At 53.1% G+C, this 11,747-nt stretch carries 13 protein-coding genes; 3 read left to right on the top strand and 10 right to left on the bottom strand.

All coding sequences use genetic code 11. The features are described from left to right. Positions 1-14 precede the first annotated feature (14 nt). From ACR0BT_RS14630 to ACR0BT_RS14610, 5 genes are all read right to left on the bottom strand, one after another. Complete coding sequence (locus ACR0BT_RS14630; RefSeq protein ID WP_223117597.1) at positions 15-1,508, bottom strand: cryptochrome/photolyase family protein; 1,494 nt, start codon at positions 1,506-1,508, stop codon at positions 15-17. A 9-nt stretch (positions 1,509-1,517) separates the two neighbouring features. Beyond that, positions 1,518-2,759 (bottom strand): FAD-binding domain-containing protein, encoded by a 1,242-nt coding sequence (locus tag ACR0BT_RS14625; RefSeq protein ID WP_480763472.1) that lies wholly within the window; start codon positions 2,757-2,759, stop codon positions 1,518-1,520. Continuing rightward, positions 2,756-2,893, bottom strand: a complete 138-nt coding sequence (locus ACR0BT_RS14620; RefSeq protein ID WP_223117596.1) for a DUF2256 domain-containing protein — start codon at positions 2,891-2,893, stop codon at positions 2,756-2,758. Before ACR0BT_RS14620 ends, ACR0BT_RS14625 begins: the two co-directional genes overlap by 4 nt. After that, positions 2,890-3,561: an FAD-binding domain-containing protein gene (locus ACR0BT_RS14615; RefSeq protein ID WP_480763491.1), complete on the bottom strand. Its 672-nt coding sequence runs from the start codon at positions 3,559-3,561 to the stop codon at positions 2,890-2,892. Before ACR0BT_RS14615 ends, ACR0BT_RS14620 begins: the two co-directional genes overlap by 4 nt. 131 nt (positions 3,562-3,692) lie before the next feature. Continuing rightward, positions 3,693-4,352, bottom strand: coding sequence for a deoxyribodipyrimidine photo-lyase (locus ACR0BT_RS14610; protein ID WP_480763490.1), 660 nt, complete (start codon positions 4,350-4,352; stop codon positions 3,693-3,695). Between ACR0BT_RS14610 and ACR0BT_RS14605 the strand changes: the two genes are divergently transcribed. Beyond that, the gene (locus tag ACR0BT_RS14605; protein WP_480763492.1) at positions 4,263-4,739 is read left to right on the top strand and encodes a hypothetical protein; all 477 of its coding nucleotides are present in this window, start codon (positions 4,263-4,265) and stop codon (positions 4,737-4,739) included. The two genes, ACR0BT_RS14610 and ACR0BT_RS14605, sit on opposite strands and share 90 nt — an antisense overlap. Positions 4,740-4,824: 85 nt before the next feature. Here the strand turns inward: ACR0BT_RS14605 and ACR0BT_RS14600 are convergent, their stop codons facing one another. The 3 genes from ACR0BT_RS14600 to ACR0BT_RS14590 form a co-directional block, all read right to left on the bottom strand. Beyond that, on the bottom strand, positions 4,825-5,832 hold the full coding sequence (locus ACR0BT_RS14600) for an ATP-binding protein (RefSeq protein ID WP_480763471.1): 1,008 nt from the start codon (positions 5,830-5,832) through the stop codon (positions 4,825-4,827). A 320-nt stretch (positions 5,833-6,152) separates the two neighbouring features. Beyond that, positions 6,153-6,812: a response regulator transcription factor gene (locus ACR0BT_RS14595; RefSeq protein ID WP_170424792.1), complete on the bottom strand. Its 660-nt coding sequence runs from the start codon at positions 6,810-6,812 to the stop codon at positions 6,153-6,155. 38 nt (positions 6,813-6,850) lie between these two features. Beyond that, on the bottom strand, positions 6,851-7,453 hold the full coding sequence (locus tag ACR0BT_RS14590; RefSeq protein ID WP_480454317.1) for a PepSY domain-containing protein: 603 nt from the start codon (positions 7,451-7,453) through the stop codon (positions 6,851-6,853). A 198-nt stretch (positions 7,454-7,651) separates the two neighbouring features. Here ACR0BT_RS14590 and ACR0BT_RS14585 point away from each other — a divergent pair, with 198 nt between their 5' ends. Continuing rightward, entirely contained in the window at positions 7,652-8,758 is a 1,107-nt protein-coding gene (locus ACR0BT_RS14585) for a hypothetical protein (RefSeq protein ID WP_480763470.1), read from the top strand. A 253-nt stretch (positions 8,759-9,011) separates the two neighbouring features. Here ACR0BT_RS14585 and ACR0BT_RS14580 read toward each other — a convergent pair whose 3' ends face one another. Beyond that, positions 9,012-9,200 carry a hypothetical protein gene (locus tag ACR0BT_RS14580; protein WP_170424798.1) on the bottom strand — a complete coding sequence of 63 codons (189 nt, stop codon included), beginning with the start codon at positions 9,198-9,200 and terminating at the stop codon, positions 9,012-9,014. A gap of 329 nt (positions 9,201-9,529) precedes the next feature. On the opposite strand from ACR0BT_RS14580, the gene ACR0BT_RS14575 reads away from it, so the two are divergent. Next, positions 9,530-9,916: an excinuclease ABC subunit A gene (locus tag ACR0BT_RS14575; RefSeq protein WP_255612012.1), complete on the top strand. Its 387-nt coding sequence runs from the start codon at positions 9,530-9,532 to the stop codon at positions 9,914-9,916. A 238-nt stretch (positions 9,917-10,154) separates the two neighbouring features. On the opposite strand, the gene ACR0BT_RS14570 is transcribed toward ACR0BT_RS14575, so the two are convergent. Beyond that, positions 10,155-11,591 (bottom strand): arylsulfatase, encoded by a 1,437-nt coding sequence (locus ACR0BT_RS14570; protein WP_170818673.1) that lies wholly within the window; start codon positions 11,589-11,591, stop codon positions 10,155-10,157. Positions 11,592-11,747 lie beyond the last annotated feature (156 nt).

Raw genomic sequence — 11,747 nt, 5'->3', positions numbered from 1 at the left:
CAGGTAGATCATGTTCAGGTTATCCGCTGCAGAAAGGCTTCGGCGGTCGTGACGTGCTTGTCTTTGACATCCGAGGACATGCGCTCAGCCGTGCGGCACATCATTGCCCATCTTGGATTGCTGGCAAGCGTGCCCGCGTGTTTCAGGATGAAGCGCCAATACAGACCGTCCCATATGTCGGCCCACGGCCCTTTGCCCCAATGGCTCATTTTGCGGATGTAGTTTGAGCCGGAAAAATAGGGCTTCGTTGTGATCAGCCCGCCGTCAGCGTGCTGGCTCATGGCATAGGCGTTGGGAACCATGACCCAATCATAGCTGTCCACGAACATCTCCATGAACCAGCGGTAAACATCGTCAGGATCGATCTCGCAAAGGAACATGAAGCCACCCAGAACCATAAGCCGCTCGATGTGGTGGCAATACCCGGTTTTAAGCACCCTGCGGATCGTGTCGTCCAGCGGATCGATCCCTGTGCTGGCGTCGTAGAATGCGACTGGCATAGTGCGGCGATGGTTCCAGTGATTTGTGGTCCGCATCTTTACGCCTAGGTCATCATAGGTCGCCCGCATAAATTCACGCCATCCGATGATCTGGCGGATGAACCCTTCCACCGAATTCAGCGGAACATTTCTGCGATAGGCATGGGCGAGCGTGGTATTCAAGACTTGTTTCGGCGTCAAAAGTCCAATGTTCAATGCGGGCGTCAGGACAGCGTGCCAAAGCCAGCTTTCGCCTTCGACAATGGCATCCTCATAATCGCCAAACCGATCAAAGCGCCGTTCCAAAAACTGATTTAGCCAGTTGGCCGCTTCTTTGTGGAATGTTGGGTAATAAAGACGATCCAGTGTCCCCAGAGCGTCCGGAAACTCGGCAAGAACGCTGTCTTTTGCCGTTTGATCAATTGCATCATGGGTCGGCCAATCAATCCAAGGCAGGCTTTTGAGCAGCGCTTTGGGGACTTTCTTTCGATTGTCTTCGTCATAGCTCCACTGCCCGCCCACCGGTTGATCGCCATTCATCAGCACGTTCAAACGGCGGCGTTGGCTTTTGTAGAACTCCGCCATGAACCAGCGCTTTCTGCCGGTCGACCAAGCCAGGTTATAGTCTTGTGTGTTCAAGAAGCCTGGGGACGGCTGTAAGTTGATTGTGATGTTTGTAATACCCGCCGCCGCACTTAGGCGTTTTTCGGCGATAAAATCGACAGGATCGACCATGTTCACTTGATCGACGCCGAGTTCTTGCAGGTTCTGAAATAACCGCAAACACGAACCCGCCTCCCGTTCATAGGGCCAGATCGTCGCGTCGAAACCCTGCCTAATCAGATCGTCGCGATATCGGGCCATCGATGACCGGTGCAGCCAAAGCTTTTGCTTGTGCATGTTGGCGGGATAGATCGGGTCGCCAAAGAATAGAGGGTCTTCAAAGAGCACCACTTTGTCCGGCTGGGGAGTCAGACTGGGATGTTGGGCAAACAGTTGGTTAGGGAGCAGCAGGGCAGCGGTTGACAAACTGAGATCTCACTTCGTTACAGCGATAAAATTCAACTGGCTCAGAACGTTCGGTATCTTTTTCTTTAGTCCGAAAAATCCCGCCTTCGCGTGGGGCCATGAGACAGCGTCATAAGGGCGAATTAACCGTTCCAGCGTCAGGCCTGCTTCACGCAAAATAGGCTCAGCACGATCTAACCTGGACCGTACCGGACCTATTGGCGCATAAGCAGTCGCAATTCTTCTTACTCCTGCACTTTGCGCAGCTTCAATTATTGGCAGACTCCAATCATCGGCAGATTGCGCACGCACTTCATGGTCTGACAAAACGCTGTTCATTGCTTCTTTTGCAAAATTCACCGGGATAAATCCAACCGGATTAGGGGAGCGACCGTGGGTTGCCAAAAGTCCTACCACTGCAACGGGCGGTACGGGCATGATGGATGCACCGGTCATGTCATCCTCGCTTACTAGCAATAGAAATGGCTCTTTCGGCTGCATTTGAAGGATTGGAAAAGAAACACGTGGGTGTTCTACCGGTTCGGTCAGCGGTTCTGCGAACTTGGCCAATCCAGTGGGGCGAAATCGGCCTTCGGTATATTTGGCGATGTTGTCAGGTCGGGCGAGGTAGGTCTTGCCTTTCGTGTGCAAGCCCGCGACCCATCGCCAGCTCAATGTGTTCGACGCCGGATCACCATCAATCAGATGTCGCAAAAACAAGTCAGCGCCCAACTGCCAAGGCAGACGCAAGGTGAATATCCAGATTGAGGCAAACCAAATCAGCGCATGGTTATGCAGATAACCGGTGCCCACGAGTTCTTTTGCCCAATGATCAAAGCAGTCTATGCCGGTATTGCCTGACACTGCATCAGTATGGCGGCTTGCCAATGACGTGTCGTTATCAAGTGAGTTAAGCGCGTCCATCAGGTCGCGTTGATAGTGTGACCAGACGCTTGGTCTTTGTTCCAGCCAACCTTTGAAGTAAGCCCGCCAAAAAACTTCTTGTACAAACTTCTCAGCAGTGTCGGGACTGTGCGACGCCAATACCCGTGTAAGCACCTCCTCTTCGGTCAACAAGCGATGGCGGAGCCATGGTGACAAGACTGATACATTGTTGCGCCGCTCGGTCCCAAAATCGTAGCTCCGCGTGCGAGCATAGTCCTGTCCAGCACGCGTCACGAATTTCTCTAGCCGTTTAAGGCCACCCGCGCGCGTCGGGCTGAAATCGACGGTCTCGGGTAAAGTAATAAGTTCCGGGAACAGTTCAGTCATGCGGCGGATCTGCATTTATTTGAGCAGTACTTAACCTCATCCCAGACCTTTTCCCATTTCTTGCGCCAAACAAACGGACGCTGACAGACTGAGCAGATTTTCTGTGGTAGATTCGCTTTTTTTCGCATCTTCATTCGGCGTCTCCGCGTGGTAGACTGAGCTGTGCTAGATCCTCTGTCGATCCTGTGCGTTTAAGTGTTCTTTTACCGGATTTTCTGCTGGTGTGTTTTGACATGATCTTTTTGGATCCATCGCGGAATTCATCGCCTCTGCGGACCCTCCAGACCCTTTCGCGCGCGGCTTTGACGGCCGCCATATGATCAAAGACGCGTGCAGGATAGGCAAAGCCTATGATCTGCCCTGCGTTCGGTGCCGTCCAAGGTTCATGGATGTACGGGTCAGAGATCGCCGCCAATTCGGGCACCCATTTTCGAATGAACTGCTCATGCGGGTCCTGATCGCACCCCTGTTTCACTGGATTGTAGGTGCGCACCGTATTGATGCCCGTGGTTCCCGATTGCATCTGCACTTGGCTACAATGAATACCCGGCTCGTAATCCGAAAACATCCGCGTCAAATGCAAACCCCGAGCCCACCAATCAAGCCAGAGGTGATAGCTAGCCGTGGCCGTCACCATTGCCCGCATCCGAAAATTCAGCCACCCAGTCGCTGAAAATGACCGCATGCAGGCATCAAAAAACGGATACCCCGTTTCCCCCCTTGACCATGTGGAACGTAAATCCGCGTGGGGCTCCCGAGGACGAAGACCATCGTAGAGCGGATTTAAATTCTCCGACTCCATCCGCGGTTCGTCCTCAAGCTTTTGAATAAAGTGGCAATGCCAATGGAGCCGGCTGGAATATGATCGGAGAGATTTGCGCCAATTTCTGGCATTCGCAGGCAATGAACGACGCTGTCGATCCGTCGCTTGCTTCACTTCACGCATCGAAAACGCACCCCTGCAAGATAAGGCGAAATGCGCGAGTACGCGACTGGGCCCTCAATAGGGCTCGACACTTCACGCCGATATCGTTTGCCGCGGCTGATCAGATAACTATCCAAGGAATCAAGTCCCGCACGGCGGCCACCAAATTGGCGGTGGGCGCATGGATCATCCGCCAGGTTAAGGTCACACCGGATCGGCGTGGGGCCGAGCTCTATGTCTAAAGGGGTAAGTTGCGTTGACGAAGACACGAGTCGCTCCATAAACTCTGTCCAACGGGCCGCCCAGCCATCGCGGGATTTAAGCGGAAGAAACACACCATGGTTCCGAACCTGGGTCCAAGGAATACCTATCTGCCTGCACCACGCGCTAAATTCACGATCCCGCCAATAGGTCCAATCATTTCCCTTTTCATCATGTGACCAAAGGGCTTCGATCAGTCGGCTGGTCGCCAAATCAGACAGCACCTGTGTCACCCGACCCATACGTAAGATGAGCAGTTGGCCCAAGTCCGCTAAATCTCCACGCAATTCAGCAAGTGTTTCGGCAACAAAGTCCCAATGTCGCGCCGCGGCATCGGGTTGCTGCCAAAGCTCGGGCTCAACCACATAAAGCGGCAAAACCTGACCGATACGAGACGCCTGCGCCAGCGCCTCATGATCATCGACCCGGAGATCGCGTTTGAACCATACAACCTGCACGTAATCTCCTTTTTGATAGAATACGTGAAAGCTCTTACGTTGGATCTGCCGTCCGACAAGTCACCTACCAGTGTCAGACTTGAGCACAATGAACTCTGGCAAACGGCACTCAAACAAGAACTCGAATGTCCACAAATTTTTCGGTTCGATACTGCTCCGAATTCGCGTTTGCACCGAATTTCCATTCTTAGGAGCTACGTAGCCGGGTATCTAAAGGTAACTGGAAAGCAAGTTTGGGTCGTTCGTTTATGGCTCAATGTCAGCTCTGGGCGCATCGGTGCGTTTGGGGTGAGGCGCAGCATTTGGGAGATTGGGCACGAAGCAGTCGTTGTTTGAACTCAACTCAATGTCTGCTCTACGGACAAAGCCGCCTTTTGATTGCTTGCGATCAACGACTATTTCTAACCAGATGCGGCCACCTTTAGCTTGATATAAGTATTCGGCAGGCCAAGCCGCCAAGATCCGCTGATTTCTCCAGTTTTAGTTTGCCGCCGTAAGCGTTCATCAGATCAACACAGATTGCCAAACCCAATCCTGTGCCGCTGACAGAGGTATCCAACCGACCTCCGGATCGAACTACTCCCTCACGTGCATCCTTCGGAATACCTTGTCCGTCATCCTCAACGCAAATCTCAATGCCGCCGTCTACACGCTTTGCGGCGATGTGAATTGTTGTCCGACACCACTTGAGCGCGTTGTCGAGGAGGTTTCCCATCACCTCTTCGATGTCCTGAGTATCCATTCGAACCTGAATCCCATCCTCACAATCTGTCGTCAGAGATTTTCCTTCGCGTTCTGCCATGACCGAAAACAGTCTGGATAACCTGTTGACGGAATTGGTAAGGTCAGTTCGTGAATGCGTAAGTTCTGCGGTGTTCGACGCACGCATACGCGCAAGTGAGCGCTTTAGCTGAGCATCAATTCGATTTAACGCGTCATCTGCAGATTCGATATCTGCACCCGCGTCCGACAAAGTCGCCAGTTCATTTCTGAGAATTGCCGTCGGTGTTTTGAGCGCATGTGCCAGATCCGCAGCTTGTCGCCGAGAACCAGACACAATTTCACGATTCCTGTGCAGCAATTTATTTAGGTCCTCAACAAGCGGCGAAACCTCTTCTGGGTAATCTTCCGGAATCAAGTCATCTCCCTTGTCCCAGCGATGCACCACATCTGCGCGCAGTTTTTTGAGTGGGCCAATAATTGCTGACATCAACAACAACGAACCGGCAACTCCAATCAAACCAACCAATCCAAAAACCGGTAGCAAGTTGTTTTGCGCGGCTCTGCGTTCGCTTATCAGCTCTCGCCTGCTTTCGGCGACCGTTACGCCCCACTCAGTTCCGTCTTCGAATGTGATTCTCTGATATGCGCTACGAACGGCTTCGCTGTCCGGACCTGTGGTGTTCCAAACGATTGCCTCTTCGCTCACACGTACAGGTTCGGAAATTGTCTCGTCAAAGAGCGAGGCTGATGTGAATGTAGCCCCGTTTCCATCGGTAACCTGCCAGTATCTGCCTGAATACGGCGTTCCATAGGCTGGATCGAATATCAGTTCGCGCAATGCCTCAGGGTTATGCGTCGTTGCGCTCAAACCGACAACGAGTTGGGTGTGCCGGTCACGTAGCGTCTGGTCGAATTGTTCCAGAACACGTGTGTTGATGTACGAAAACACAATCAACGTTCCGACGCCGACAGAAAGCGCGCCTGTCGCAAGGCCGCCAAGCAAAGCGCGTTGGCGCAGCGATAACATCAGGCCGTATCGATCATATAGCCGCGTCCTCTGACCGTTGTAATAAGGTCAGAGCCCAGTTTCTTTCGCAGCCGGGTTATGAAGACGGCAATGGTGTTCGAATCCCTGTCACCGTCATATTCATAGATATGCTCTGACAACTCGGTACGTGACACCATGCGTCCCATGTTGTGGGCAAGGTATGTCAGAACTGCGATCTCTTGCGCCGTCAGATCAACAGGAATGCCGCTCACGCTGACGCGACCGTTTCGCGTATCGAGCATAACGTCCCCCATTTCGATAACCGGGTTCAACTGACCGCTTTGTCGGCGCAAGATGGCCCGTACACGAGCGGCCAGCTCGGGCATGTGAAATGGCTTGGTCATGTAGTCATCAGCACCTGCATCAAGACCATCCACGCGCTCGCTCCACCCATCGCGGGCGGTGAGGATCAACACAGGTGTCTTGACGCCCGCGCTGCGCCATTCGCGCAGGACAGAAATACCGTCGCGTTCCGGCAACCCGATGTCGAGGATGATCATGTCGTAAGGTTCGGTCGCACCCAGGTGCAGGGCGTCAGTACCATTCTTGGCCACATCTACCACGCGGCCTTCTGCGCTAAGAAGTTTCTTAATCTGCTCGCATAGCTGCGGTTCATCTTCGGCCAGAAGTACTCTCATATTCAAAAACTACAGTCACAAGGGCTTTGATTTAAGCCCTATTTTTTACCGTTGCCCTTGCCGTTCCCGCCAGAGTTGCCGCCGCCGTTACCACCGCTATTACCTCCGCCGTTTCCACCACCATTTCCACCTCCATTGCCGCCGCCGTTGCCATTGCCGCCGCCGTTGCCATTGCCGCCGCCGTTGCCACCGCCGTTTCCACCAGCATTGCCATTGCCACCGCTGTTGCCTTTGTTTCCACGGCTCGCAGAAGCTCCACGATTGCTGTTGGTGTCGCGGCTGTTGTTGGCGTTGGCGGGGTTCGAACGGGCTGCTTTCGATATTTGACGCCCAACACTGGATCGATTGGAAACGACTGTACCGGACTGGGCATTCACAATGACACTGACAATTTTTCCATCAGGCTTTTTGACAAGAATGCGATAGTAAATCTGATCGGACTGAAACGCTCGTGCATCGACAGGGGTGCCGCCATAGGCTTTTTCGACACCTTTGATAACCCGTTTCAAACGAATGGTGTCCCCGGTCAGGGTCGCTTTGCGCAGTTCACCTTGCTTGAGCTCGCGTGTCTGGGCAGCCGCTTCCCCAAAAGGCAAAGCAACAAGCAGGCTTGCAACCACCAAGATCACCTTCGCGCGCATGAAAGTCCTCGTATTTCGCGGCTAGAGACTACGTCTTTCGACATGAACCGATGATGAACAAGCAGTTAGCCCTGCGTTCAAGCACCCTCAAGTTAAATGGCAAGGAGCATTGGGGATTCGTGCGTGAATCGAGACTATTGAACATAGCGAGTTGTTTCAGAAAACTGATACCCGCTGATTTCCACCGAGGAGGTCGATATGAAAATCACCAGTTTGAGACTGCTAAAAGCATCGACCCTGGCAATCGCGTTGTTGGGATCTACAGCCATCGTAGCCACCGTTGCGGTGCCGGATATTGCATTTGCAAAGGAGGGCAAAGGCAATGGCGGTGGAAAGGGTAACGGTGGAGGCAACGGCAAAGGCGGCGATAAAGGAAACGGTGGAGGCAACGGCGGCGGAAAAGGCAATAGCGGTGGCAAAGGTAACTCTGCCAGCGGAGATCGTGGTGACCACAGTTTCGCCGGTAACAAAGGCGGAAAGAAAGGTGCCGACAAAAGTCTTGGTGGCCGAAACACCGGTAAATCCAAGACAAAATCTTCGCGCTCTGCTTTGGGCAAGGGCGGTCGTTTTTCCTTGAAGGATATCTTTAGCGGCAAAGGCAAGTCGAGAACGGTTGCCACATCTGGAAAACGCTCGACCACCAGCGGTAGCAAACAAAAGCCCAGGACGTACAAGAAGCCTTCGAAAACAGTAATTGTCGAAGAGTCCATTCGCCCAGCGGTCAGGGAAAAGGGGAACAAGATGGCGGCACTTCTTGGTGCCCACCCGTCTGAGTTAGGGGCGCTCAATGCCGCCAACGCCAGCGCAACTGCATTAGAAAATGCAGCGCCCAATTCCCGCGTAGGCCGAATTGCCAATTATCGAGATACCGTGTTGGCCGGAGAACCCTTGCGCGAAGAGCTTGAGGAACAATTGGAAGAGCTCGCTGGCTTGGAGCCGCCGGAGCGGACTGTTCCTGAGATTGAAGAAGACCTGGAAGCCGCGTTGGGTGAAGTCCAGGAAAACCAGGAACGCGTCGAGGATCTCGAACAAGCGCTGGAAGACGCAGGCGGGACGGACCCAGAGATTGAGGAGCAATTGGATGAAGCCCGCGCTGATTTGGACTCTTCGATCGAAGCAGCGCAGGACCTGAACGATGAACGACAGGCTGCCGTTGAATACGAAGAAGCGACTGAACAGGTGCAAGAACTGGCTGACCAGGTCGAGGAACAGGAATTGACCGAACGGGAAGCACTGGAAGCCGCCGCAAACAAGCCCGTGACCGACGCCGTTGAACACGAGGTAAAGGTGCTGTTGGGTCTGTAACGAAAGACAACGACTCTCTGCGTCAATCAACCCTCAGTACTGACCACTCACGGAAGTACTGAAACCCGGGTCGGCCAAAGGCTTCACAGAATGGGTAGCGGCTGGCCGGATACTTTTGCAAATCAAGGGCTACGCCCTTTTTCCCAAAGGCATAAGAAAGAAACCCCGCCCCATAACTGGAGCGGGATTTAGTTTTCAATTCCAATATCTAGGACGAATACCGGGAATTGTGTGGGGGTCTGCTGAACTGCCTTCAGACGTTGTTATGTGCCTCGGAAAGCCGCTTGTTTTTGACGATCTGTGTTAATGCATTTTCGATAGGAGGGAAGCGACCACTGCTCGATTTGGTCGTGGTTGGCAAACGTTCTTCGGCGATTTTGCCGGAGGTTTGCATCACAGCTGTTGTGCTGGACTCTTCAGTCACAAAGGCAGACTTGATCATGCGTTTCCCCTTGTCAGCGATCAAACGGAACAACGTCCCTATTGATCCAACACCGTCACTATGCCTGAGACTGTTTGAACACTCTGAGAATACATTGTTCACGTTCAGTTAATGTTGTTCGCGAAATAAAGACAAACGAATAGGCGGGCGACCAGATGGAGGAAGAACATCCCGTTTTGATGCTTTAGTTGAATTTGCGATGACAATCGCAGCCGATGATTTCAGCTCGTGAACAAACTGCTGCATCGGAAAGCGACTCTTCGCTTATGAACTCGCTAAGGCCCATTCAAGATCATATCTAGGCTAAGAAGCTGAAAAAGGCGCTGGGAATGAAAAAGATTGTTGGGATTCTAGCGGTGGCACTTACCGTGCAAGGCGCGTCATTTGCGAACGCCAGTGTCAGCTTGTGGAGCCTTAGCACGGGGCACGTTAGCGGAACCGGCGCCACCTCGCCGATCCATGTGAAATCCAAATCCGGACATTGTCCGCCGGGCTTGGCAAAAAAGGCAATCCCGTGCGTACCGCCTGGACAGGCAAAGAAATATCGACGTGGCGATTACATCTATGATGGGTATGTCCGCATTGATGATCCCAGCCGTTGGGGACTACGGCGCAACGGATATTACGTGCGTGCCGGAGATTATGTTTACGAAGTAAACCGTGAAACACATGAAGTGCTGAACCTGATAGGGGCAATCGCCGACATTCTGAATTGAGAGCTGGTATCGCTCACCACCTTGAAGCACTGTTTGCGGCCATTCGGTTGGATTGCGGCAGTCGAAAGTATGGACTCGCTACGGCCATTCACTGTGGTGCGCTTGGACTGGTGGTGAGAGCCCTGAGCGGACCTTGATCGCCGTTTAGGGCTTCGCTCTTGCAGCAAGTCGCGAACTGCAAAAAAAGGTCGTTAGACCTAATGACGACTAAAGGCGAGTGTGCAGACAAAGACGCCGTTCAGTTTTTGGGTGGTTCGTAGGGATCGGGCGTTCCCGGTGGAATCGGAGGGTATTCCTCGAAGGTAGCGATGTGCTCTTGCAGCTGCGGAAGCGCCTTTTCGACCGCCCACGTGTAAGGGAAAAGTACACTTTCGCGCTCGTGTGGATCGTTCAATAGATTGTAGACCCTTGGTGTGTCGAAAGACTCCGTTGCACCAAAAGCCGTCGTATTCTCTTTGAAAAGAACTTTCCAATCCTTCCATTTTACGCCGAATATTTGCTCTCCCATGTAAACGATCACGCCTTCTCGGTTTGAATTTGGCTGGACACCAAGAAAGAACTTCGACTGGTCGATACCATCAAAGGCCCTGTCATCAGGCACCTTGCCGCCTGCAAATGCCGCAAGTGTCGGATAGAGGTCCATCGAATGGACAACATCGTTGCTTGCTGAACCCGCGGGAATCTTACCCGGCCACTTGATCGCAAAAGGCACCCGCATGCTTCCTTCGAGGCTGGTGAACAGAGTGCCACGCCAGGGCCCGGCGGTGCCATGTACCGCTGGCACGGGCGAGACATTTGCGTTTCCAACCGGGAGAGCTTCGGGGCCATTGTCAGCAGTAAATATCACCACAGTGTCGTCGGAAACACCTGCCGCCTCGATCGCATCCACGATGCGCCCGACATAGGTATCTGTTTGAAGCAGAATATCGGCCCAAACACCATTACCGGTGGCGCCATCAAATTCCTCGGACGCGATATTTGGATAGTGAGTCTGAGTATAGGCAAGATAGATAAAAAACGGCGCTTCTTCGGCACTCTTCGCTTTGATAAACTCGATAGCCTTTTTCGTCAGGTCGCCGTCTATCTCGCCGCGATAGTCGAGATCGTAGTCCCGCGCGATGGTTGCTGGCTCACCTGCAACACCCTGCATCACAACAGGCTCTTCCAAGTTGGCTTCAGCAAATCCCGGAAGCGTGCGCCAGACTGTAACGTCAGTGGTCTCAACTCCGAAAAATTCGTCGAATCCTTGATTCGTTGGATATCGTCCTTCGGTCCAGCCAAGGTGCCACTTGCCGTACATGGCCGTGTTGTATCCCACATCCTTTAGCATCTCGGCCATCGTGAGTTCCCACTGAGTTAGGCCGTAGACACCGCCGCCTAGTGGGACCGTGTGGTTGCCGCTCCGGATACCATATCGTCCCGTCATGGTCGCTGCGCGGGACGGCGTGCACTGGCTTTCCACGTTGAAGTTCGTGAGTCGCAGTCCCTCCGCGGCGAGGGCATCCATCTCGGGGGTCGCTGTACCTCGGATTATGCCACCTCCATTGAACCCGGGTTCACCCCAACCAAAATTATCTAGAAATATGAATACGATGTTTGGTTTATCTTGAGCTGAAGCTCCCGTGGCAAATTGAAGGGATAAGGCCAGTAGGAATGTTCGCGACAACCATTTCATAACAACGCCTCCAATCAAGATCACAGGTTCAAGTCTGACGATCCAGGCCACAAGTCGTCAAGAACACCCACTCGTTGCGGTATTTTCTCACAACGGCTGAGCGTTAAAGAATTGGGCGAAGCTGCGGTCCGATTTTGGTCGAACTTCCCCCGGGGT

The organism is Ruegeria sp. CJ6 (genome assembly GCF_056536665.1).
Note: the sequence above shows the minus strand (reverse complement) of the source record. Positions and strands in the feature narration are given on the sequence as shown.